Origin of the sequence: Planomicrobium soli, assembly GCF_003014655.1 — a bacterium.
In the GTDB taxonomy this organism is placed as follows: domain Bacteria; phylum Bacillota; class Bacilli; order Bacillales_A; family Planococcaceae; genus Planococcus; species Planococcus soli_B.
In genome coordinates, this window is the sequence record NZ_PYAT01000001.1 from 58,447 (window position 1) to 81,655 (window position 23,209).

The window sequence follows — 23,209 nt, forward strand, 5'->3', positions numbered from 1 at the left end:
TTAAGATTTCAAAAACAAATACCTCATCATTTTTAATCACGAATGATGCGATTTATTGTTAAAATTTCAAGTGTGGTCTTTTACATCAACCTATTTTAAAGCATCTCTCTTCCTTCAAATTATTCCTGTCGTAAATTGAATAGCCTGAGAGGACAGAATTAAACGTTCCAATTGAATATCATTTTTTTATCTTCAAGTTATTAGTCATTCCTTTAATGGCCCTTTACGATTTTCACAATAAAAACCCTTGCAGCAGAAACGCTCGAGACGTTCCACTGCAAGGGTTTTGAGTTAAGATGAAAATTGCTTTTCCTAGCTGACAGAAATACCGATATGCTGAAATTTGGCCATATTAAAAAGTCCGCAATCCGTAAGTTTAAGATGAGGAATCACCGGCAATGACAAAAAAGATAATGTTAAAAAAGCATTAAAGTGTGTTGGAGCACCTAACTTCATTAGACCCGCATCAACCGCTTTAATCTGTTGGTATACCGATTGGAAATTCTCCTCGGACATCAGCCCTGCGACCGACAGCGGCAATTCCGCCAATATTTTGCCAGCGTCTACAACCACAAGCCCTCCTTGCATCTTTTTAAGAGTTTCTACTGCAGTTAACATGTCTTCATCATTTGTTCCAGTCACAATAATGTTATGTGAATCGTGGGCGACTGTTGTAGCAATTGCCCCTTTTTCCAACCCAATCCCCTTGACTATGCCTAATCCAATATTGCCGCTTGCATGATGGCGCTCAATAACCGCTATCTTAAGAAGATCCTTTTTCACACTAGCTACAAATTGGCCATTTACCACTTCTACCTCTTCAATCAAGTGTTCGGTCACCAAATTGTTCGGATTGATGCCGATAACATTTGCTTTTGTGCTTTTCTCCATCTGGATGTTGAAGTTTTTTGTTGTATAAGATGCAATATGGACAGAATCCTTCACTTCTTCTATTAAAACCCTTGGACTTACTGGTCCAGTATATATACCATCTTTTCCTACTAAAATCCCTTTTTTGTATACCTCCGAAATTGAAAACGACTCGAGATCATCAAGCAAGATCAAATCCGCATCATATCCCGGCGCAACTGCGCCTTTTGTCTGCAGCCCATAGCATTGTGCTGCATTAAGACTTGCCATTGAAATGGCAGTGATCGGATGCAAGCCACGACGGATAGCGGTCCGGACATTGTGATCGATGCTTCCTTCGTCGATCAGATCATCCAGATGCTTATCGTCCGTACAAAATAGACACCGGTGGGCATTCGCTTCAGTAACGGCTGCCAAAAGTGAATCCAAATTTTTTGCGACCGAACCTTCCCGCAGCATCACATACATGCCTCGGCGCAGCCTCTCAACTACTTCTTCTTTCGTCACGCATTCATGGTCGGTAGCAATGCCGGCAGTCCGGTATACGTTCAAGTCGTTTTCCTTCAAGCCTGCAGCATGTCCATCCCGCTTAGGGCTTAGCAGTAATTTATCGAGCATTTCGCTGTCTGCACGGAGTACAGCCGGAAAATCCATCACTTCCGCGATTCCAAGGACCCTTTCATGATTGATGAAGCGCTTTAGCTCTTCAGCCGAAAGCGAAGCTCCGGAATTTTCAAAAGCGGTAGCCGGCACACAAGAAGGCAACATGACAAAAACGTCAAGCATGACAGATTCCGAATCGCTAAGCATATAATCGATTCCTTTTATTCCTGCTACATTCGCAATTTCATGTGGATCTGTAATAACTGTAGTTATACCGTGCGGGAGAACAATCTGAGAAAACTGATGGGGCGTAACCATCGAAGACTCGATATGGACATGGGCATCGATCAAGCCAGGGGAAACAAAACGCCCTTTAGCATCAATTTCTTGTAAGCCCTCATAATCCCCTATGCCAACAATAACCCCGTCCGCAATCGCTATATCTCCCGAAGTTAATTCTTTAGTAAAAACGTTGACAATGCGTCCGTTGCGGATGACTATATCCGCTGGCTTTTGCTTGTTTGATACTTGAATGAGGGAAGTTAGTCGCTCTTTCTTCATGGCTTCATCTCTCCTTTGTTCCTTTTAGCTTTTGTTTGGTTTTTGAATCATCTGCTCGCAAGGTAAAGAAGAAACCGTCTGCCAACTGCCTTTACTTAGACTCATCTTAACGAAAAGAGGGAAGGTTGAACATACCTTAACTATTCTTTTTATGATATCAAAAGATGCGAAATGTTCATAAGGAAGGATGATAAGAGGAGTTTTTAATGGGGTAGAAATAATACGCGATTACGATTATCCGTTTTTTTGTTTGCATGCATAAAGCCTTGGGAGAGGCTAAGCCTCTAGCAACAGCAGAAAAAGGGTTCAGGCACATCCAGCGCCCAAACCCTTCCGACTATCGTTTCATCACATTTACATGCTTCATAACGGCCGCAATCAACGGATCGCCAGCCGCTAAGCCCGAGACACTTTGCAAGGTTGCCTCGTAGCCTTTTTCCGCAATTTGATCCTGCAGGCGCCTTGCCTCATCGTCTTGTTCGTTATCGTACAGCAAAACACCCGCAATGACCGTTGCTAAATTTACGGGTTCTTTTCCGGTCAATTGAATATATAGGCTGGCTGGCCGGATCAAGCGGTCATTCTGCCCAAGTTTACGGATCGGCCCTCTTGCTACACGAGTCACATAATCCGAAATATATGGGTTACTGAAACGCTCAATAATTTTTCGGATATATTCGCCGTGTTCTGATTGGTCGAATTTGTGCTGGCGGACAACCACTTCACCGGTTTCTGATAAGGCACCATATAAGACCTTTTTTATCTCCTCATCGCCCATTGCTTCGTTGATGGTTGAATACTTCTTATAATGCCCTAAATAAGCCGGAACCGCATGTCCTGTATTGACTGTAAATAATTTGCGCTCAATGTAAGGATTCAAATCGTCAACATACGTAATGCCTTTGACTTCCGGCCGCTCTCCTTTAATCGACGTTTGTTCTACAACCCATTCATAATAAGGTTCAACCGCGACACCAAGAATGTTCCCTGGCCTTTGGTCGGGCACAATCCGATCGACCGCAGCGTTAGGAAAACCGATGGACTGTTCCGCTGCTTGCCTTTCTTCTTCATTCAAATACTCAAAGACGTGTTTTTTCAATATTGAACTGCCGTTTATCATATTTTCACATGCAATTACATTTAAAGGTTCCTTGCTAACTCGCATCCGAACTTTAAGACCTTCTGCAATCAGCTCCGCAATATGTGCCAAGACATTCGGACCGACTGCTGCTGTAACCAAGTCGGCTTTACTGATAGCCTCTATCGCCTCATCGGGATGTGAACTGCTGTTAAGGCCGCTGACGTTTTTGACGGAAATGATTTCTTGTTCAGTTCCGACCAACGTCACTTCGTATTCACGTTTTTGGTTCAGTTCCTGAATCACTGTATCGTTAACATCCAAAAAAAGAGTTTGATAGCCTGACTGGTGCAAAAGTGCTCCGATAAATCCCCGGCCAATGTTCCCCGCCCCAAAATGAACTGCCTGCATTTACTGCACCTCGCTAAAAAGTTCCATGATTTCTTCTTCTGAGGTTGCATTGAGAATTTTATCAATGTTTTCTTCTTCAGAACACACGATGGCTATATTTGAGAGAATCCCTAAATGTTCATCTCCTTTTCCTGCAATGCCGATTAAAATTTTCGCGATATTGCCATCTCCAAAGTCAACGCCATTTGGAACAGTAACAACCGAAATTCCGGTTTCTAATACATTTTGTTTTGCGTCTTCAGTGCCATGTGGAATTGCTAAATAATTTCCCATATAAGTAGTCGCCATTTGTTCACGCTCATACATCTTCTCAATATAACCTGCATCCACATAGCCGCCCTGCACAAGAATATCACCGGTGTAACGAATCGCTTCGTTTTTGTTCGGTATAGCCACATTCAATTTGATATTTTCTTTGCTTAATACGGGTTTTGCCATTTGTATCACTCCTATTAAAAGTATAGTTGACTATTCGAGGGGGGTGATTTCTATAAGATCCTTCAATTAACAATCAGTGGAGAAGAGCTCCCCACTGATCGAAAACTTCTTTATTCGCCCTGATCTTTCAAACGTTGTGCTAACTTGTCGTATTCCGGACTATTCATAAAGTTTTCCACCGAAATATGTTCAGCTTGCGGAAGTTTCGCTTTTGCTCGGTCCGTCAAGTCTTTATGAGTTACGACTACATCCGCATCTTCAGGTATTTGGTTTATCGCTGTATTCGATACCGGAATATCGATTTGTGCTTTTTTGAATTTATTTCTGAGCAATGAAGCACCCATCGCACTAGAGCCCATTCCTGCATCACAAGCGAAAACGACTTTTTTGATTTCGTGCGCAGATCTTACGGGAGCCGATTGCACCGCTTGTGTGTTATCGGAAGCAAGATTTTTTTCACTTGTGTCCCCTATTACACCAGCAGCTGGCTGTGGAGTTAAATAACCGGTCGCATCGCTTTTCTTACCTTTCATTTCTTGCATTCTGTTAGCTGCAGCAGTTAGATCTTCTTCCTCTTCTGCTTTGCTCGTTTTTAAAACAACAGAAGCAATAGCAAAAGAAACAGCTGCCGCAATGACGACCCCTAAAATGACACCCGGATAATTTCCTGGAGGAGTCAAAGCCATCAAAGCAAAGATACTGCCCGGCGACGGAGTAGCTACTAGTCCGGCATTAAATAGCGTAAACGTGAAAACTCCACTGATACCGCCAGCGATAACTGCAAGAAGCAACATTGGTCTCATCAATACATACGGGAAGTAAATTTCATGGATGCCGCCCAAAAACTGAATGATAGCAGCTCCTGGCGCCGAACTTTTTGATATACCCTTTCCAAAAACCGAAAAAGCAAGCAGGATCCCTAGGCCTGGCCCAGGATTACTTTCAAGCAGGAACAAGACGGATTTCCCAGCACTTGCTGCTTGTTCCACACCAAGCGGGCTTAGAATTCCGTGGTTAATGGCGTTGTTCAGGAACAAAATTTTTGCCGGCTCGATGATTATGCTCGCTAATGGGAGCAATCCCATGCTGACAATCACTTCAACTCCAGATGCTAAAGCATTTGTTAAAGCATTAACCAATGGCCCGACAAAATAAACCGAGATCCCCGCAAGAAATGCGCCTAAAATACCTGCGGAGAAATTATTATAGAGCATTTCAAAACCTGGGCGTATTCGATGCTGAAACCCGCCGTCAACCAATTTCATCGCAAAACCGGCTAACGGCCCCATAATCATAGCACCAAGGAACATTGGTATTTCCGCTCCAACAATAACCCCCATTGTAGCGATCGCACCAAGTACACCGCCCCGGAAATCATAAACCAGCCGGCCACCCGTAAAACCGATTAACAATGGCAATAGATATGTGATCATCGGGCCAACAAGCGTGGCTAGTTTTTCGTTGGGAAACCATCCGTCTGGAATAAATAAAGCTGTAATAAGACCCCATGCGATAAAAGCACCGATGTTCGGCATAATCATTCCGCTCAAGTAACTCCCAAAACGCTGGATCTTGGCGCGAGTTGTTGCTTCTGCCATATTTTTCCCCTCGTTTCTATAAAATGATTGCAAATGCCATTTTTAAAAGCGGATCGCTTTTCACAAGTAAATAAAGTACAAAGTTATGTGTACTTCATCAGCAACCGGTTTGCTCCCCTCCTTTCTCCGTAACTGCTCTCACATTAAGAAACCGATTTTCAATACCAAAAATGCCGTTCAATCAATTTGGTTTCTTTGTATAGATAGTATCATAGAGATAGTAAAATGTGTTCAAAGTTATCTGAATTATCAATTACAAAAAAGAAGCATTTATGGAGGGCCGCTAAACTGTTGGATACGTTAATTTTAGCGACTAATATTTATTTCATGAAAATTAGGGGAAGAAATATAAAAACCGTCTCTTCATAATCGAAAAGACGGTTTTATTCGGTATTAATATTTATGAGGCAGTACATTTCAATAACTCAACGCCTTTTCATACATCCACTTTTTCAAATTTCCGATTGAAGGAAAAGAGATTTCCTCACCAGTAACTTTATTCTCGGCTTTTACAATTACATCAAATTCATCCGGAACAAAAGACCAACCTTCACTCATTAATGTACGCGCCATTTTAACAATCATGCTTGAACCTTTAATCGTCTCCATATTCATTTGACCCCATCCTCTCTTATTATAAGGTTTATCTTAATATAACCTAAAAGATTATTTAAGATTACTGCTCATTTCCACTTTTTGATGCTTTTCAAACCTTTGTATAACTATTTTAAGTTAACATAACATAAATATTTATTCAATATTTTTCTATGAATAAATATACAAAAATCTCGTATAATAAAAGCCGCTGGTCATTCGGCGGCTATTTAACGCTTTCTTTGCATATAGAATTTAAATGCACGAGAATGATCTCTTCTACTCTTTGAGCTGACAATTCGTCCGGATTCAAAAGGCTATTTAATGCAAGTCCATTGATGAGAGCGTATAGCCGCTCGGTTTCAATGCCAATATCCAGATTTTTTTTAATAAAATTTAGCAATAATAAATTCGACATAACATTTTTCACTGCCAAATACACCCCATCTTGATCTACCGCAGCAGTCTTTTCAGGCTGAACCGCTAAGGTCTTGAAAAACAGTCTCACTTTTGGTTCCCGGCCTAATTTGCTTGTTTGCGGCAATAGCTCTAATAGCACCTCCAAAATTTTTTCATTCGGATTTTTGTCGCTGGCGAAGATTTTATCTACTCTTTGTGTTATTCTTTCCGAGACCAACTCTCTTGCATACTTCATCAGCTCTTCTTGTGAATGAAAATAATAACGCAGCGATCCTAACGATAATCCCGCCTCCTTCGCTATATTTCGCACAGACGCACCTTCGATGCCTTGTTCCAACATAATTCTCCATAAAGTTTCTGCAATCATTGCTTTACGTTCATCGTAATCAATTAGTTTAGGCATAACTTTATTCTATCACAATAATAGGAATTTTCAGAGTATTTAATACAAGCGTATTAAATATTTTTTAGTGATTTTTCTTTATTAACACAGTTGTACTATAAAAAAGTTGATAACTTTTTGACATTGTGGATAACAATGATAACTGTGGATTACCGCATCTTATAAACGCACCATACGGATAAAGAACAAAGCCATACTCCCGAATATAAAGAATAATAACAACGGCATAAATATGCTGCCTAAACCCGCCGCTTCTCCATTTGCGACTTTTATTGATTGGTAAGTAAGGAGACTAAACAGCAAGACGCATTCATTTTTTAAGACGTTGACCATTAAACGTCCATTTCTGTATTGAGCTGACCTGTTTTTTTCAGTCAAGTTTATATAATTGTAGACATGAGGAAACCTTTCAAGAGTGCTCATCAAAATCCATACTCCTACTGCTATTGCAGGCAAAATAAACAGTTCCTCTTTTCCTCCCCAGCGATCTACTTTGCCGAGCGCATTATAATGCCCTGGAACACGGTCCGGCAAAGCATTAAAATTGCTGATTAAATAACTTATGACAAAAACAAAGATGATTAGGGCTGCAGCATCTAACATCCATTCCAAACGTGATTTCGGTATGTCTATTTTCGGCTGTTTCTTCATGGCTCCCCTCCCCTTTCTCACTTTTATACGAAATACCTGGAAAGAAAGTTTCTCCTTGCAAAGCTAACAGAAAACTTTTTTAATGCCCTTTTTTCGATTGCTTGTTTTATCCTGTCCTGAGCTTAATGATGCAAAAGCATAATTTACTATAACAGCGAGTCTTAAACGTATAAAAAAGCCTTTGTTGTATCTAAACAAAGGCTTTTATTAATTACTTGCTTCTTTCTCTATTGCTCACCGCATCCCTTGCAGCATTACCTTCAAAATAAAGCGAACTGTGCGGAGGGAACTTTTTTTCTCTCTGGAAATAATATGCATTAAAACACCTAATAAGGGATCTATTGACCGAATCGGCGGAATCTCCATGCCGACCAAACGGCTGATTTCTCTCAGCTCATCTTCTTTTGAGAACCTATTTAACACCTGAGGATCCTTGATGTTATTCTCATCCACTTTTTTAACAAAATGTTGCAGAAAAGAAGCGATTCGGGCAACTTTCGTCAAGTTGAGCCTGTCAAACGTATCCTTCGGTGTATGGTAATGCGGCCAGTGGCCACAAGACAGAAAAATATTGGGCATGTGATTGATATCAAATATATAATGGTCCGAAAGATACAAACGCTCCCTGCCTTGTATCCGGTAAACCAAGAGGCCATCGGTTTCATCTGCCGCTTCGCTTATACTCGCTGACATCAAAGCACTCGAATCAGCGCCTATAGCAAAGAGTGATTCTTCCCGCCCTTTGATGGCTATATCGTGGCCGCATAGATCGAGGACTATCGCACCTTTAAAATTTTTTCTGTCAAGAGAAGGCGGCATATGATTATAGAAGTAGACGCTGCCCATCCGATCCGTCAAAAAATAAGGAGGTTCTTCCAAGTCGAAAATAGCCAGGACAATTGATAAACCAAGGTTTTGCTCGAGCAGCTCCTCAACCGCATCCAATACCATGCCCACCGAAGCAGCATTGTCATCAGCGCCCGGTATGCCAGAAAAGTGGTCATAATGCGCGGCCAGTAAGATCCAATCTTCACTTTCCCCTTTTTTTATAGCCAACAAGTTTTCTCCTCTTATCCTTTCCGACACAGGAAATTCTTGTATCCAGCCGGTTGGCATTAAAGGATCCAACTTAAGAGCATCAAAATGCCGAATAATCAGATCTCTTGCTTTGTCATGCCCCCTAGTTCCAGGTGCTCGTCCATCAAACTCCTGGCTTGATAAGACTTTGATCAGGTCGATGTATTTGCTTTTCATTGGAGTTCCTCCTTGGAGATTCACTGAAAAACTTTTTTTCCATCGAAGGGCCCATTTGCTTTTATGCCATTAACGATTTAGTTTGCATTCGGCTACCAACATACGTTCATCTATCAGACTATAGAAGTCATTGTTTCCCGCAGCATTTTCACCGAGTGGTCAAATTGATCTTTCTCTACACGGTTAAGCTCGATTTCCATCACTTCCCTGATACCTGACCGGTTGATGATAGCCGGTGCACCGATAAAAACGTCGCTATGCCCGTAATGGCCATCCAAATAAACCGATACGGGCAAGATGCTGTTTTCATTTCTTAAAATGGCATTGGTAATCCGAACTAGCGACATGCCGATTCCGTAGTAAGTGGCTCCTTTGCGTTCAATAACATGATAAGCTGCATCCCGCACATTAACAAAAATCTCATCTAAATCCTTTTGGTTGTAGTCTTTGTTTCTAGCAAGCAGGGAATCAATGCTATCGAGCCCGATATTTGTGCGGCTCCATACGGGCAATTCTGTATCTCCATGTTCTCCAATAATCGCTGCATGGACATTCCGGGGATCGACGTGAAAATATTGCCCCAATAAATAGCGGAAACGAGCCGAGTCAAGCGTTGTTCCTGAACCTATAACACGCTCTGCCGGGAGCCCTGATTCTTTCCATGTCACATATGTTAAAATATCAACTGGATTGGTCGCAATGAGAAATATGCCGTCAAAGCCGCTGTCCATCACACTTCTAATGATATCTTTGAAAATTGCCGCGTTTTTAGCCAGCAAGTCTAAGCGGGTTTCTCCGGGCTTTTGCGCTACTCCAGCTGTGATAACGACTAGATCAGCTTTATCACAATCAGCGTAAGTTCCACTCCAGACATTGACAGGAGATGGCGCAAAAGGAATGCCATGGTTCAAGTCCATCGCCTCCCCTTCCGCCCTTTTTTCATTCACATCGATCAATACCAGCTCTTCGGCAACTCCTTGATTGATACAAGAATAGGCGTAACTGCACCCTACTGCCCCGGTACCGATTAATACGACACGATTGACACTTTGTTTTTCCATACAGAATTCGCTCCCTTCCTTAAACACATCTGCTATTTCTTCTTATAAAAAAGCATCGCCAAAGACGATGCTTTTCAATTCTTCTGCAACCATTTATAAGTTGACCCCTTTCATTCCGGCTTCGGGGTATCGGGTTCCAGCGGCTATGTTCTTAGGCGCAATGTTATTGATACGGTCCAAATCGTCTTGCGTCAATTCAACATGGAGCGCATCCAGGTTCTCCTCCAAATAGGAAATTCGCTTAGTTCCGGGGATCGGGACAATGTCTTCGTCTTGTGCAAGCAGCCAGGCAAGCGCAAGCTGGGATGGCTGGCAATTTTTCCCACTGGCCAGTTCTTCCACTTTCTTCACTAGATCCAAGTTCTTTTGAAAGTTTTCGCCTTGAAAACGCGGCGAGAAGCGGCGGTAATCGTCTGCAGCCAAATCATCGAACGATTTGATTTGGCCAGTTAAAAATCCTCTGCCGAGCGGGCTGTAGGGCACGAACCCAATGCCGAGTTCACGGACAGCCGGCAGAATTTCGTCTTCCACGTCACGGCTCCAAAGAGAATATTCAGTCTGAAGTGCGGTAATCGGATGAATCGATGCCGCTTTCCGGATGGTTTCAACGCCAGCTTCCGATAAACCAAGAAAGCGGACTTTCCCTTCTTTCACAAGATCACTCATGGCACCGACCGTTTCCTCAATGGGCACGTTTGGATCAACCCGATGCTGATAATACAAATCGATGTGATTCACCCCCAGGCGGCGAAGACTGGCTTCGCATGCTTGCTTGACGTAATCCGGGTGCCCGTTAATGCCCAGAAACGAGCCGTCTTCCGCCCGGACATTGCCGAACTTTGTTGCGACGATGACGTTATTGCGGCGATCCTTGATGGCGCGTCCAATTAGCTCTTCATTTGCGCCAACACCATACATATCCGCGGTATCCAAAAACGTTATCCCATGGTCCAACGCGTAGTGGATGGTTTTGATCGATTCGTTGTCGTCCCTGCCGCTGTAAAAATCAGACATGCCCATGCAACCAAGGCCCATCGCTGATACTTCAAGTCCTTGAGATCCTAGTTTTCTTGTCAGCATTATTTATCACTCTCTTTTCTTGAAAGTTAATGGGTAATTAAAAACCGCTAGCTTATAGCTGTTAAGAAAATTCATGAAGACTTCCGAATTTGCGCTTTCCTTCACCTTAAAATCTGGTAATTTCCGGGCCATAAAATTCATTCCTTACTATACCCCGTTTCCTTCTATTGAACCTGCTTGAAAAAAAAACCACATCTTTTATCGATGTGGTTTTCGTTGTATGGCCTATTTTTTTCGCTCCTCAAAATCTGCTTCGATATCTTTCTTCCAATGGCGATCCAGCTTCTCGCCTTTTCGGAACGAACTGATCGTTTCACTCATGACTTTATAGTTCAATTCCGTGCCTTTTTCATCGGCATGATAATTGACCGCAAATTCCTCATTGATTCCAAACTGTTCGGCTGTAGAAACAGCATCGATATTCGCACCCATAAAAATGAATTCCCAGTTGTACTTTTCCTTTTGGTTAGCGATCATCGATTTAATTTTATTGTGGTTGTATTCGCTGCTGGCATTTTCCATGCCATCCGTCGTAATGACGAACATCACCTTGTCAGCGCGGTCTTCTTCACGTGTCCGTTTTTGGGCATTGGCGATTTTTTGGATCGTCGAACCAATTGCGTCAAGCAGTGCCGTCGTGCCGCCCACTTCGTATTCCTTATCAGAGATCGGCGATACACTGCTTACAGGAATACGGTCGTGGAGAAGCTCGTAATTGTTATTGAACAACACAGTAGTCACTGTTGCATCTCCTGCTTCACGCTTTTGTTTGGAAAGAAGCGCGTTGAAGCCTCCAATTGTGTCCGCCTCCAGACCCGCCATCGATCCGCTTTTATCCAGGATAAAAACCAATTCTGTTTTGCTGTTTGCCATTTTGTATTCCTCCTTAAGTGGTTTCTTGCTGCCTTAAGGATAACTTTTCGGGCTATGCCGGTGGTCGCCTGGAAAGCGACAATTTACGCACCTAAAAGCATTTGGTCAAATGCAAACAACGCTTCGTTTATTTCAAAAATATTGTAATTTTCCCTCTCGATAAAGTAGGTAATAATAACATCAAATTTATTGCTGTTGGACAACACATAGCCTGCAGTATTGAGCAGCTCATTCGTTTCATCAAGATTCAGTTCAAGCGCGATGGCAAAAGCAACAATGGTCTTTTTCAGCGGCGTGTAGTGGGATGAATTTTTGATTTTATGGAAAAGTTTGCGGTCGATATTCGCTTTTTTGTAGGTTGACACATCCGTCATTCCCTTTTCATCGATAAAACGGAACAGGCGCTCAGAGAACGATTCCTCGATTTGTCCTAAAAGGTCTTCCAGACTCCGATCCTCCAGGGCTTCAAGCTGGCTTTGAGGCATCAATTCCGCCTGCATCTCAGCCATGCGCCGTTCTCCATAGGAAAATTTCAGATTCTGTTCTTCCACGTAATGCTCATCGATATATTGATGGATTGAATGGAACAGTTTCCCACTCAAGCCAAACGCTTTTTGATCAAACACAACAATGTAAACGAGTATTTCGTGTTCCATTAAAAAGGCGCTGATTTCGGATATGGCGACGTGAAGTGCCTGTTCTTTCGGGTAACCGTAAATGCCGGAAGAAATGAGCGGGAAGGCAATCGAATCGCACCCATTTTCCAAAGCGAGCCTTAAGGAGTTTCCATAGCACGCCCGCAAAAGCTCTTCTTCGTTTTGGCTGCCTCCGCGCCAAACAGGTCCAACCGTATGGATGATGAATCTCGCGTCCAAGCGGTAAGCATCCGTGATCACTGCACCGCCAACCGGACAATGGCCAATTTTATCGCATGCAGCCTGAAGTTCTTTCGCGCCTGCCGCTTGAAAAATGGCGCCGCACACTCCCCCGCCCATTTGAAGTCCAGAATTCGCAGCATTTACAATTACATCCACTTTCATCTTTGTGATATCGTTGCGGATAATTTCTATTGGCATGGTTTTCCGCCTCCTTCGGCTTACTATTACAATAACATTGGAATTACTTCCGCTTTCCTATGAATACTTTCTTGCTTGCTAAGTGACTTTGCTTGTCTATAGTTTTTTATGGTGTTTCAGATAATATTTGTAAAAAACCTCATCTGACCAGCCAAGCCGATATTTCAACTCACTTAAAAATGCCAGCACCCGAAATGGCCCTTCCGCATTCCATTCGAATTCGATTCCTTTTTTATGCAGGAAATTCCATAAAGGCCTGATTGCTTGGTAATCTTCATTTCGGACTATAGACTGGCTTCTTGCGACAACTTCTCCAGTGAACATCTCAATTCCTCGGTTTTTCAAATCATCTTTTTCAATCTCATCTATTAAATAGGCACATTTGAATAAGAGTTCTATTTCTGAATTCGCCATTCTTTCGACTCCAACGAACAACTTGAACACTTCCTTTTCAAACTCCTGTATAAATGGAATTTCTTCTTTCAGATTCTTCAGCGCATGAACAAGGCTCATATAATACCAGGACTGCTCGCGCTTCCCACGGTTGAAGCGATTCCAGACAGCTTCGCCTGTTTGTTCGGCTTCTTCTTGGATAGAACGCAAATTATGCAATTTATCGGCTACGGTCAGCGCAAGTTCTTCTTTCGAACGGACTGAAAGAGAATCGATTGTGTGCTGTTTCCTGTCTTCCCATGGCAAGGATTTATTTGGTTCTGAAGCAGCCTTGACCAAGTCTAAAATCTCTTCTCCAAATAACGTTTTCACTTCCTCTGCATTCGTATCGGTGTCTTCTAAAGTATCATGAAGCAATCCCGCAATTATCACTTCATCGCGCTGTTTTGCATCTTTCAGCATCATCGCTACTGCAAATGGATGAGAGATGTACGGAATGTTTGTCGATTTCCGCGTTTGTCCTGCATGCTTGAGTGCAGCGAACTGAATCGCCTTTTCAATTAATCGGTTCATGGTCAAGGCCTCTTGAGGACATTTTATTGTAAATAATTGTAGCATATAGATGGTTAAGTCCGTAAAAAGACAGAGGGTTCGCAAACCTTTTACGCTATAAAAATTATGAAATTCTTATATATTAGTTTTCCTTACGCACCGGCAGTTTAAAGTTCTATAACAATTTACTTTATTACCAAACCTATATGTACACGTCTGAATATTTATGCTAATGTGAAAATTATATTTTAGTCTACTAAAGGGAGTGTTCGAGCGTGAACCAATTATTCAACGGATTAGATGATGTTTATGAAGAGATTGTTGAAATTCGGCGTTATCTCCACCAGCATCCTGAACTGAGTTTCCAAGAAGTACATACCGCAAAATATATTTCGGATTTCCACAGAAAATTAGGGCATGAAGTCCGTTCGGATGTCGGCGGCCATGGCGTCCTTGCGTATTTGAAAGGAGATAAGCCAGGACCTACCGTAGCGCTTCGCGCAGATTTTGACGCGTTGCCTATACAAGAACAAACCGACTTGCCCTTCAAATCACAAAACGATGGAGTTATGCATGCATGCGGGCATGATGGCCATACCGCTACTTTACTCGGCCTTGCCAAAGTATTGAACAGCATGAAATCGGAAATTGAGGGAACGGTTTTGTTTCTGCATCAGCATGCGGAAGAATTGCCGCCAGGAGGTGCAGTTGCAATGATTGAAGACGGTTGCCTTGAAGGTGTCGATGTAATTTTCGGCACGCATTTGCAAGCTCAGATGCCGCTTGGTGAAATTGGCTATCGCTCAGGTCCGCTTCAAGCCGCTCCAGACCGCTTTGATATCAAGATTTTAGGGAAAGGCGGCCATGGCGCCAACCCGCATGAAACGAAAGACAGCATCGTCATTGGCGGTCAACTGATCGGTGCCTTGCAGCAAATTGTCAGCCGCCGGGTTGATCCGCTTGAGTCAGCCGTAGTGTCTGTCTGCAATTTTGAAGCTAAAAATCCGTATAACGTTATTGCTGATTCCGCTTCTATGACAGGGACGGTCCGGACGTTCAAAGAGGAAGTCCGAACGTTTATCGAAAAGGAAATTGAACGCATTATTGAAGGAACGTGCTATGCTTCTGGCGCAAATTATGAATACTCGTATATGCGCGGCTATCCAACGACGGTAAATCATAAAGAAGAGACGGATTTTGTAGCGGAGCTTGCTAAGAGCATTCCTGGTGTTGAAACGGTAAAAGAAACCGAACCGATCATGGGCGGAGAAGATTTTTCCTATTACCTCCAAAGGGTCAAAGGGACGTTTTTCTTCACTGGGGCAAAAAATCCGGATGCAGAAGACTCATATCCTCATCACCATCCAAAATTCGATATCGACGAACGCGCACTTTTAGTGGCAGCGAAAGTGTTGGGTTCAGCTGCTTTGAACTATATGAAAACGGCAGAAAAAACACCAGAAAATGCCGCTCGATAATACGGAAGAATTTCACTAAAAGGGGTAGATGAAAAGTGGCTGAACAAACTCAAAAGCTTTGGAAGGATTGGCGCCTCCATCTAGTGGTGCTTGCTATAGTTATTGTTACAGAATCTATCGGAGTCCATTCGATTCCTTTAGGGCCAGGAGTTATTCTCCTATTGCCTATGCTGTACGCTGTCATTATCGGACTAGCTCTTTACTTTACGCCGCTCGTCAAGGAAAAGCAGTCCATCAATGCAGAACCGCTGGTCTTTTTGTCGGTATCTGTCTTAATCGCTAAATTCGGTGTAAACGCAGGTCCGGCGATATCGCAAATTATTGAAGCGGGTCCAGCCCTATTGCTTCAGGAGCTTGGAAATCTAGGCACTATCTTTTTGGCCCTTCCAATCGCTGTCTTTTTAGGAATTAAACGTGAAAGCATTGGAATGACCCACTCCATCGGACGTGAAGCCAATCTTGCATTGATTACCGACAAATTTGGTTTGTCTTCGCCTGAAGGCCGTGGTGTCATGGCAATGTACATCTTCGGTACAGTATTCGGATCGATTTTCATCGGTTTGATTTCAGGATTTCTGGCTACTGTCACACCACTTCATCCATTATCGTTTGCGATGGCCACAGGCGTCGGCAGCGGAAGTATGGCAGCGGCGGCGCTCGGCCCTCTTGTTGCCGCATATCCCGATATGAGTGAACAACTGACCGCTTTTTCAGGCGTCAGCAACTTGATTTCATCAGTAACAGGGTTGTACATGAGTATCTTTGTCGGCTTGCCGGTAACAATAAAACTATATGAAATCTTATCTAGAAGAAAAGAAGCTAAAGTCAAAGGGAGCGTAGGATATGTTAAAAAACCTTAAAGAGTGGATACTTGTTTTTCTTATCATTGGCGCTATCATGATGGTGGGCAATTGGGTTGGCTATGATGTAATGCCGCTTGACTCCATACCCGGTCTAGCGGCTTTGATCGGAATCAGTTTGGCCGGGTTGATTATCCATAGGCTTCTGCCGTTCCAGATTCCAAGCATCGCCTATATCGGGATTATCGGCCTTGTTTTGACGCTCCCGGGAGTACCGGGTTCTGAACAAATTGTTGCATGGACAGCACAGGTCAACCTTTTAGCAATCGCGACGCCAATTTTGGCTTATGCAGGTGTGTCGATCGGCCGTTCTTGGTATGACTTTGTCCAACTGGGCTGGAAAACGATTGTGGTAGGCATGTTTGTTCTGCTCGGCACTTTTCTCGGTTCTGCCCTTATTGCAGAAGTGGTCTTGCGCATGCAAGGCATCATTTAAATAGATTTTCGCTCACTTTCAAAAAGTTCCATAAAAAAAGACCTTCTATATAGAAGGTCTTTTTTTATGGAACTTTTTCAGGCTGTCGAGAAACTCTCGGCAGCTTTTTTCATTTCGCTCCAGGCGGACGCTTTCCGCGGGCACGGCCTAAGCCGCTTCCTTCGCTTCGCTCTGTCCAGGGTCTTCGGCTCGTGCCGGTCCTTTACTCATAGACGAACTCGTTCCGCCAGACTAATTTCTTCGGACCGTTGACGCATTGAACGATTTTTCGTTCACCGAACAACTTGCTCCTCCATACTACTTTTTAGATAATGGGCGACTGGCCATCCCGCTCATATAAAACGAATTTGATTTTTTAATATGAATGCTGTCCTATACTCAAAAACCGCAATCCATATAGTATATGCTTAAAGGGACCAATTGATAAGTAGTCCAGCCTGGGTCAATCCCCCGCCGAATCCGTACAGCAACAGCTTATCGCCTGTCTGGATCTTACCTTCCTCCACTCCTTTATCCAACGATAATGGGATGGTTGCCGCAGACGTGTTACCGAAATATTCGAGGCTATATATAGCCTGTTCAAGCGATATTTTACTTCTGCTGCAGATTGATTCGATAATACGCAGATTTGCGCTGTGCGGGACGAACCAATTTACATCCTGCATCTCAAAATCGGTTTTTCCCATTAAGGCTGCCATTCCTTTTGGCACAGTATTGACAGCCCATTTGTATACTTCACGCCCATTTTGGGCAATAAATCCATTAACAGGAAGTTCTTCCCCAAACATCATCTTGGAAAGATCCGTACAATATAAATTTTTCCCTAGCATTCCATCAGTAGCCATATGGGAAGCGATAAAGCTTGGCTGCTGTTCGTCGAATTCCACCAGGACTGCTCCTCCACCGTCACCAAATAATATACATGTAGAACGGTCGCTATAATCAATGATTTTAGAAAAAGTTTCCGCTCCAATCACCAATACTTTTTTATTTAAACCGGCAGTTACCATTCCATTTGCTACATGAAGTCCATAGGTAAAACCAGCACAGGCCGCATTCAAATCGATTGCGCCTGTATTTTTTATCCCAAGCTTCGCTTGTACTAACGCAGCTACACTCGGTGTCTTGAAGTCTGGAGTCATGGTACAGACGATAATCATATCGACATCCTCAACCGATTTTTGGTAACGTTCCATTAAATTCTCTACAGCTTTCACACTAATGTCACTTGTATGTTCATGATCCTCCGCAATCCGGCGCTCTTTTATTCCGGTCCGCTGAACAATCCATTCGTCATTTGTATCCACTAATTCTTCTAAGCGGTGATTTGTTAACCTTTTTTCCGGCACGTACGAACCAATGGCTGTAATCTTTGCTTTTGAAGTGTTCATAACTATCGCCCCTTTAAACATACTCACTCTATTCTACCACCAACTATTAGCATTAGGTACTAAAAACTTTAGTTTAGTCACCAGTTGGATTGGGTTTGAACCTTATATAATAGAAGAAACTTATTTTCTGCCTTCACATTCAATAGTTAAAAAATAAAAAAGAGACCTTAACCATTATCTAAAAAAGCACAAAAAAACACTTCCATACAGCCGGTAGGCCATTGAAAGTGTTTAAAAATATTACTGACGCTTTTCTAATGCATCAAAAGCGTTGATCAATCCAAAACCTGATTGTGCATCATAGCCAGGTTTGAAAATGTCCTCTGAAGAAGATTGGATGATGTGTTTTACTTGTGCAGGGTTTAATTTATCTTTCCCGTGCTGGGCAATAATAACGCCTGCCAGTCCTGCCACTTTCGGGGCTGCCATAGACGTTCCGCCTTTATAGCCGTAGCCGCCGCCCGGAACAGTTGCATACGCCAAGTAGGAATTATCTCGGCCCGCTCCGGTTGCAGAGTTATAGTTCGGCCCTAAGTCTCCGCCTGGTGCCATAACATCAATTTTTCCTACTCCATAATTCGAGTAGAAAGCTAGATTTTTATTCGCGCCGCCAGCAGAAACTCGGATTAGCGTCTGGCTGCTCGGGCTTCGATGAGTAGCCCCTTTGTCGTCTCCGGAAATTCTGCCTGGGCTAGTGATATCGATTCCATTATTGCCGGCAGATCCGACAACAGTTACGCCTTTTTGAATAGCATATTGGATTGCCCGGTTGAACAGACGCATGTCAGCAGCCACATCTTTTGTTTCCTGTTCTGGATCTTGCAGCCAGTCATAGCCGCCCAAAGACATGTTCACAACATCCACATTGTCATCTGCTGCAGTTCTCAAGGCTTCTGCAATATGTGCAGTTGATGCACCGCCAGTCGGTCCGAACACACGATATGCGGCTACTTTCAGATCTGGTCCAACTCCCATTGTCCGGCCGTTTGCAGCTATCGCGCCAGCCACGTGTGTACCGTGGCTATTTTGGTCCATCGCATCCGGATATCCTGGCACAAATGATTTGCCATATGCATAATTGTCTTTTAGGTCGGGGTGGTTATAGTCAATTCCTGTATCAACTACCGCTACTACAATGTCCTTGCCATCGACCGACTTACCTGTTCCGCCAGGAAGTTCCCAAGATGCGCCGTTGTTAGTCACTTGTTTTATATCCCACTGGTAAGCATTGTACAAATCCGCCCCAGCTGCGATAGCTTCTAATGGAGCATCGGCTGCTACCGCAGGAGTTTCAGGGTAAACCACTTTCTCCACATCAACATCGAGGACGACTGGAGATTTTTTGACCTCTTCAAGAAAGTTTGGGTTCACAGAAGAGACTTCAACTGCCCCCAACTTAGCCAACTTGGTTTTGACTTCTCCGCCTGCATTTGCGAGAACATTTTCATAGCCACTCGGCAAACTGTTCTGATTTTTGAACACAACTACATAATCTTCTTTTTTAGCTTCCGTCTCTGCTGCGCTCACCGTACTGCCTAAAAGTGATGCTGCACCAAATGCTAAAGCAAATGTTCCTGCTGCTAATTTCTTTTTAATCGGCATTGGAATCCCCCTTAAAATAGTTTCATTTTTCATTCTATTTAAAATTTTCCATTTGTCAATTCTGTCATTCCATTTATTGTAAACGCTTTTGCTATTCCCAAAAATTTTATTTAGTAATATTCTATCTATTTACACATTTTTTTATCCACCATATCATTATTAACGGCATTTGTTGCTGATAATGAAACTAGCTGCCTATTTCAAGCAGGGAAATAAATAAGAAATTTCTCCTGGTGTAATTATTATGTATTCTAGATTTTTTCCTCTTAGAATTATGATATGAAGCAATATATTATTACTCTATAACAGTAATAACAGGGTTAATTTTTGACAAAATTATTAACATTCGAGAAAATGAAAACAGTTAGTTTATTCAATAAACAAAGAGAGGATTGAAACTATGAACACAGTAAATATTGGAATGGTCGGTTATAAGTTTATGGGCAAAGCACACAGCAACGCGTATCGTGCATTGCCTATGTTTTTTCCTCACAGTTTAAAGCCAAGCATGAATGTAATTTGTGGCCGAAATTTGGAAGCGGTTGCAGCAGCCGGCAAGCAGTTCGGATGGAAAGAGCACACTTCAGATTGGAGAGATTTATTGGATCGAGATGATATTGACTTGATTGATATTAATGCACCGAGCAATGCCCATAAAGAAATAGCCATTGCGGCAGCAAAAGCAGGCAAACATTTATATTGTGAAAAACCTCTCGCTCTTTCTTTGGCGGATTCCCGTGAAATGCTCGAAGCCGCGGAAAAGGCAGGCGTCAAGCACATGGTCGGTTTCAACTACCGGTTCACTCCCGCTATTATGCTGGCGAAGCAACTTATTGAAGAAGGACGTTTAGGAGACATTTATCATTTTCGTGCATGGTTTTTGCAGGACTGGATTGTTGATCCCAGTTTTCCACTTGTCTGGCGTCTCCAACAAGAGATTGCGGGTTCTGGGGCTCTTGGCGATTTAGGCGCTCACTTAATCGACTTATCGCATTATCTTATCGGTGATATATCCGAAGTGATCGGGATGAGCGAGACCTTCATCAAAGAACGGCCGCTTCCTGATGAAAGCGGCGGACTGTCTGCCATTACTGGAGATACGGCTGCCACAGGGCCGGTAACAGTTGATGACGCAACTTTATTTTTGGCTCGTTTTGCAAACGGGGCGCTCGGCACCTTTGAGGCGACCCGTTTTGCGACCGGGCACCGAAGCACAAATTCATTTGAAATCAACGGCAGCAAAGGCAGTGTCATTTTTGATTTTGAACGCATGAACGAACTGCAGGTCCATTTCAGCGAAGACGAAGCGGATGTTCAAGGATTCCGCCGGGTGTTGGCTACCGATCCACCTCACGCTTACTCCGATGCCTGGTGGCCAGCTGGTCATCCTATCGGCTATGAACACACGTTTACGCACGCTTTCCTAGAGTTGCTGGACGCGATTCAAAAAGACCGCCAACCCTCCCCTAGTTTTAGTGAAGGCGTGAAATGCCAACAAGTGCTGGAGGCTGTAGAATTATCGATCAAAGACAGAAAATGGATTCAAGTTTCTAGCCTTTGAATCCTACTTTTCTCCGAAAGGAATGGTTTGCTGATGATGAAAAAAGCACTGATCGTCCAAGGCGGCTGGGACGGACATGAACCCGCACAGGTCGCAAGCATTTATAAAAGGTTGCTTCAAGAAGAGAACTTTGAAGTTGAAGTATCCGATACATTGGAATCCTATGCTGATGCAGAAAAGCTAAAGGCACTTGATTTGATCGTTCCGCATTGGACGATGGGAGAAATCGAACCGCAGTATGTCCGCAATATTTCAGAAGCTGTTATCAGCGGCGTCGGGCTTGCAGGTTGCCACGGCGGCATGTGCGACAGTTTCCGGAAAAACGTGGACTGGCAGTTTATGACCGGCGGCAATTGGGTCGCGCATCCCGGAAATGATGGGATCCCGTATACCGTCAATATCAAACATTCCTCGAGCCCTCTATTAGAAGGAATAAACGATTTTGAAGTGGTCAGTGAGCAATATTATCTGCACGTCGATCCAGCAGTGGAAGTGCTTGCGACAACCCGCTTTCCAGTTGCCGAAGGTCCGCATATTTTGAACAAGGCAGTAGATATGCCGGTGGTCTGGACAAAGCGCTGGGGTGTCGGACGTGTGTTTTACAATTCTTTGGGCCATACCGCAAGTATTGTCGCAATGCCCGAAGTATCTTTTATTATGAAAAAAGGCCTGTTATGGGCTGCAGAAGGCAAAAAACTTTACGGCACTGCAGCCAATTCGGGCTCTGCATTAACGTGGGTCGGCCAAAGATATACCGGCATGGGCGATAGCCAATAAAAAGGAGGAAGAAAATGAGCACTTTGAAAATCGGCATTATCGGCTGCGGTTACATAAGTTCCATATACATGGAAAACATTCCGGCATTTACTCATCTATCACTTTCCGCTTGCGCAGACCTGGATTTGCAGCGGGCACAATTTCAAGCTGAAAAATTTGGAGTTCCAAAAGCTTGCACGGTACAAGAACTGCTTGCGGATCCGGAAATAGGTCTGGTTATTAACTTGACGCTACCGCAAGTCCATGCCGAAATATGTCTCCAAGTGCTGGAAGCCGGAAAGCATGTGTATGTTGAAAAGCCGCTAGCTGTAAGCCTAGCCGATGCCAAGCTTATATTGGAAAAAGCAAAAGAAAAAGGGCTGATAGTCGGCAGTGCTCCGGACACTTTTTTGGGGGCCGGAATCCAAACGGCTCTGCATATAATTGAAAGCGGTAAAATCGGCGTACCCATTGGCGCTTCTGCATTTATGATAAACCGCGGCCATGAACACTGGCATCCGAATCCTGCTTTTTACTACGAAAAAGGCGGAGGTCCTATGTTTGATATGGGTCCTTATTATTTGACCGCACTCGTTGCCCTTCTTGGGCCTATCAAGCGTCTAGCCGGTTCCGCCCGTATCAGCTATCCTGAACGGACGATTCTAAGTGAACCAAATGCCGGTGAAAAAATTAACGTTTCAACAGAAACCCATATTTCCGGCACCATCGATTTTGCGGCAGGTGCTATCGCTACTATTACGACCAGTTTTGACGCTTTCGGCGGTTCTTCCCTGCCCCCTATTGAAATTTACGGAAGCAAAGGCACTTTGCTTGTACCAGATCCGAATACTTTCGGTGGTCCTGTACGGATGCGCACGACAGGCGAAGAAGAGTTCTCTGATATTCCGTTGCTTTCAGATTTGCAGGACAACGGCCGCGGCATTGGTGTTGCAGAAATGGCGCATGCCATCATGCATGGCCAAACCCATCGCGCAAATGGCGATCTCGCTTATCATGTATTAGAAGCGATGCACGGCTTCCATGAATCATCGCAAACCGGCATATACTACCAAATGGAAAGTACGTGTGCCAAGCCGGAACCGTTTCCGGTTTCAGCTCGAGTTTTCGATGGAATCCTTTAATATAAGGCAGTTGTTTTTAGAGAAGCCACTCTAACAAAGGCAGAAACAGCGTGAGCTTCAACTAAAA

General features: G+C 43.5%; 21 protein-coding genes. 6 read left to right on the top strand and 15 right to left on the bottom strand.

The annotated features are described in order from the left end of the window. Positions 1-312: 312 nt before the first annotated feature. The 13 genes from ade to B0H99_RS00305 all read right to left on the bottom strand — a co-directional run bounded on the left by ade (position 313) and on the right by B0H99_RS00305 (position 13,937). Positions 313-2,034: an adenine deaminase gene (ade, locus tag B0H99_RS00245; RefSeq protein ID WP_106531614.1), complete on the bottom strand. Its 1,722-nt coding sequence runs from the start codon at positions 2,032-2,034 to the stop codon at positions 313-315. A 337-nt stretch (positions 2,035-2,371) separates the two neighbouring features. Next, the gene (locus B0H99_RS00250; RefSeq protein ID WP_106531615.1) at positions 2,372-3,523 is read right to left on the bottom strand and encodes a mannitol-1-phosphate 5-dehydrogenase; all 1,152 of its coding nucleotides are present in this window, start codon (positions 3,521-3,523) and stop codon (positions 2,372-2,374) included. Beyond that, entirely contained in the window at positions 3,524-3,961 is a 438-nt protein-coding gene (locus tag B0H99_RS00255; protein ID WP_106531616.1) for a PTS mannitol transporter subunit IIA, read from the bottom strand. 110 nt (positions 3,962-4,071) lie between these two features. Next, positions 4,072-5,559 carry a PTS mannitol transporter subunit IIBC gene (locus tag B0H99_RS00260; protein WP_106531617.1) on the bottom strand — a complete coding sequence of 496 codons (1,488 nt, stop codon included), beginning with the start codon at positions 5,557-5,559 and terminating at the stop codon, positions 4,072-4,074. Between the two features lie 417 nt (positions 5,560-5,976). Continuing rightward, on the bottom strand, positions 5,977-6,174 hold the full coding sequence (locus B0H99_RS00265) for a hypothetical protein (protein ID WP_106531618.1): 198 nt from the start codon (positions 6,172-6,174) through the stop codon (positions 5,977-5,979). Between the two features lie 205 nt (positions 6,175-6,379). Beyond that, positions 6,380-6,976: a TetR/AcrR family transcriptional regulator gene (locus B0H99_RS00270; protein ID WP_106531619.1), complete on the bottom strand. Its 597-nt coding sequence runs from the start codon at positions 6,974-6,976 to the stop codon at positions 6,380-6,382. A gap of 159 nt (positions 6,977-7,135) precedes the next feature. Further along, positions 7,136-7,627, bottom strand: a complete 492-nt coding sequence (locus tag B0H99_RS00275; protein ID WP_106531620.1) for a DUF1648 domain-containing protein — start codon at positions 7,625-7,627, stop codon at positions 7,136-7,138. A gap of 234 nt (positions 7,628-7,861) precedes the next feature. Further along, the gene (locus B0H99_RS00280) at positions 7,862-8,881 is read right to left on the bottom strand and encodes a M28 family metallopeptidase (protein WP_106531621.1); all 1,020 of its coding nucleotides are present in this window, start codon (positions 8,879-8,881) and stop codon (positions 7,862-7,864) included. Between the two features lie 113 nt (positions 8,882-8,994). Further along, the gene (locus B0H99_RS00285) at positions 8,995-9,942 is read right to left on the bottom strand and encodes an L-lactate dehydrogenase (protein ID WP_106531622.1); all 948 of its coding nucleotides are present in this window, start codon (positions 9,940-9,942) and stop codon (positions 8,995-8,997) included. Between the two features lie 93 nt (positions 9,943-10,035). Then, positions 10,036-11,022, bottom strand: a complete 987-nt coding sequence (locus B0H99_RS00290) for an aldo/keto reductase (protein WP_106531623.1) — start codon at positions 11,020-11,022, stop codon at positions 10,036-10,038. Between the two features lie 225 nt (positions 11,023-11,247). Continuing rightward, on the bottom strand, positions 11,248-11,895 hold the full coding sequence (locus B0H99_RS00295; protein WP_106531624.1) for a vWA domain-containing protein: 648 nt from the start codon (positions 11,893-11,895) through the stop codon (positions 11,248-11,250). Positions 11,896-11,978: 83 nt separating this feature from the next. Further along, positions 11,979-12,971 (bottom strand): macro domain-containing protein, encoded by a 993-nt coding sequence (locus tag B0H99_RS00300; RefSeq protein WP_106531625.1) that lies wholly within the window; start codon positions 12,969-12,971, stop codon positions 11,979-11,981. Between the two features lie 96 nt (positions 12,972-13,067). Further along, the gene (locus tag B0H99_RS00305; RefSeq protein WP_106531626.1) at positions 13,068-13,937 is read right to left on the bottom strand and encodes an HD domain-containing protein; all 870 of its coding nucleotides are present in this window, start codon (positions 13,935-13,937) and stop codon (positions 13,068-13,070) included. Positions 13,938-14,191: 254 nt separating this feature from the next. Here B0H99_RS00305 and B0H99_RS00310 point away from each other — a divergent pair, with 254 nt between their 5' ends. From B0H99_RS00310 to B0H99_RS00320, 3 genes are read left to right on the top strand one after another with little or no spacing between them, the layout of a single operon-like run. Continuing rightward, the gene (locus B0H99_RS00310; RefSeq protein WP_106531627.1) at positions 14,192-15,394 is read left to right on the top strand and encodes a M20 family metallopeptidase; all 1,203 of its coding nucleotides are present in this window, start codon (positions 14,192-14,194) and stop codon (positions 15,392-15,394) included. Positions 15,395-15,429: 35 nt separating this feature from the next. Further along, positions 15,430-16,254, top strand: coding sequence for a DUF3100 domain-containing protein (locus B0H99_RS00315; RefSeq protein ID WP_106531628.1), 825 nt, complete (start codon positions 15,430-15,432; stop codon positions 16,252-16,254). Further along, complete coding sequence (locus tag B0H99_RS00320) at positions 16,238-16,690, top strand: hypothetical protein (RefSeq protein ID WP_106531629.1); 453 nt, start codon at positions 16,238-16,240, stop codon at positions 16,688-16,690. The genes B0H99_RS00315 and B0H99_RS00320 overlap by 17 nt, the downstream gene beginning before the upstream one ends. Before the next feature lie 407 nt (positions 16,691-17,097). On the opposite strand, the gene B0H99_RS00325 is transcribed toward B0H99_RS00320, so the two are convergent. Both B0H99_RS00325 and B0H99_RS00330 read right to left on the bottom strand, forming a co-directional pair. Next, complete coding sequence (locus tag B0H99_RS00325; RefSeq protein ID WP_106531630.1) at positions 17,098-18,081, bottom strand: ketoacyl-ACP synthase III; 984 nt, start codon at positions 18,079-18,081, stop codon at positions 17,098-17,100. A gap of 240 nt (positions 18,082-18,321) precedes the next feature. Further along, on the bottom strand, positions 18,322-19,683 hold the full coding sequence (locus B0H99_RS00330) for a S8 family peptidase (RefSeq protein WP_106531631.1): 1,362 nt from the start codon (positions 19,681-19,683) through the stop codon (positions 18,322-18,324). A gap of 400 nt (positions 19,684-20,083) precedes the next feature. On the opposite strand from B0H99_RS00330, the gene B0H99_RS00335 reads away from it, so the two are divergent. The 3 genes from B0H99_RS00335 to B0H99_RS00345 are packed head-to-tail and all read left to right on the top strand — an operon-like array spanning position 20,084 to position 23,142. Further along, positions 20,084-21,244: a Gfo/Idh/MocA family protein gene (locus B0H99_RS00335; RefSeq protein ID WP_106531632.1), complete on the top strand. Its 1,161-nt coding sequence runs from the start codon at positions 20,084-20,086 to the stop codon at positions 21,242-21,244. A 36-nt stretch (positions 21,245-21,280) separates the two neighbouring features. Then, the gene (locus B0H99_RS00340) at positions 21,281-22,021 is read left to right on the top strand and encodes a ThuA domain-containing protein (protein ID WP_106532005.1); all 741 of its coding nucleotides are present in this window, start codon (positions 21,281-21,283) and stop codon (positions 22,019-22,021) included. Positions 22,022-22,035: 14 nt separating this feature from the next. Further along, positions 22,036-23,142 carry a Gfo/Idh/MocA family protein gene (locus B0H99_RS00345; protein ID WP_106531633.1) on the top strand — a complete coding sequence of 369 codons (1,107 nt, stop codon included), beginning with the start codon at positions 22,036-22,038 and terminating at the stop codon, positions 23,140-23,142. Positions 23,143-23,209: the final 67 nt, after the last annotated feature.

Excerpts from the sequence above, each read along its gene's own strand:
- B0H99_RS00260 (WP_106531617.1), bottom strand. The coding sequence starts at position 5,559 with ATGGCAGAAGCAACAACTCGCGCCAAGATCCAGCGTTTTGGGAGTTAC.
- B0H99_RS00290 (WP_106531623.1), bottom strand. The coding sequence starts at position 11,022 with ATGCTGACAAGAAAACTAGGATCTCAAGGACTTGAAGTATCAGCGATG.
- B0H99_RS00295 (WP_106531624.1), bottom strand. The coding sequence starts at position 11,895 with ATGGCAAACAGCAAAACAGAATTGGTTTTTATCCTGGATAAAAGCGGA.
- B0H99_RS00320 (WP_106531629.1), top strand. The coding sequence starts at position 16,238 with ATGTTAAAAAACCTTAAAGAGTGGATACTTGTTTTTCTTATCATTGGC.
- B0H99_RS00345 (WP_106531633.1), top strand. The coding sequence starts at position 22,036 with ATGAGCACTTTGAAAATCGGCATTATCGGCTGCGGTTACATAAGTTCC.
- B0H99_RS00300 (WP_106531625.1), bottom strand. The coding sequence starts at position 12,971 with ATGCCAATAGAAATTATCCGCAACGATATCACAAAGATGAAAGTGGAT.
- B0H99_RS00285 (WP_106531622.1), bottom strand. The coding sequence starts at position 9,942 with ATGGAAAAACAAAGTGTCAATCGTGTCGTATTAATCGGTACCGGGGCA.
- B0H99_RS00325 (WP_106531630.1), bottom strand. The coding sequence starts at position 18,081 with ATGAACACTTCAAAAGCAAAGATTACAGCCATTGGTTCGTACGTGCCG.
- B0H99_RS00340 (WP_106532005.1), top strand. The coding sequence starts at position 21,281 with ATGAAAAAAGCACTGATCGTCCAAGGCGGCTGGGACGGACATGAACCC.
- B0H99_RS00255 (WP_106531616.1), bottom strand. The coding sequence starts at position 3,961 with ATGGCAAAACCCGTATTAAGCAAAGAAAATATCAAATTGAATGTGGCT.
- B0H99_RS00270 (WP_106531619.1), bottom strand. The coding sequence starts at position 6,976 with ATGCCTAAACTAATTGATTACGATGAACGTAAAGCAATGATTGCAGAA.
- B0H99_RS00265 (WP_106531618.1), bottom strand. The coding sequence starts at position 6,174 with ATGAATATGGAGACGATTAAAGGTTCAAGCATGATTGTTAAAATGGCG.
- B0H99_RS00280 (WP_106531621.1), bottom strand. The coding sequence starts at position 8,881 with ATGAAAAGCAAATACATCGACCTGATCAAAGTCTTATCAAGCCAGGAG.
- B0H99_RS00275 (WP_106531620.1), bottom strand. The coding sequence starts at position 7,627 with ATGAAGAAACAGCCGAAAATAGACATACCGAAATCACGTTTGGAATGG.
- B0H99_RS00305 (WP_106531626.1), bottom strand. The coding sequence starts at position 13,937 with ATGAACCGATTAATTGAAAAGGCGATTCAGTTCGCTGCACTCAAGCAT.
- B0H99_RS00335 (WP_106531632.1), top strand. The coding sequence starts at position 20,084 with ATGAACACAGTAAATATTGGAATGGTCGGTTATAAGTTTATGGGCAAA.
- B0H99_RS00250 (WP_106531615.1), bottom strand. The coding sequence starts at position 3,523 with ATGCAGGCAGTTCATTTTGGGGCGGGGAACATTGGCCGGGGATTTATC.
- B0H99_RS00330 (WP_106531631.1), bottom strand. The coding sequence starts at position 19,683 with ATGCCGATTAAAAAGAAATTAGCAGCAGGAACATTTGCTTTAGCATTT.
- ade (WP_106531614.1), bottom strand. The coding sequence starts at position 2,034 with ATGAAGAAAGAGCGACTAACTTCCCTCATTCAAGTATCAAACAAGCAA.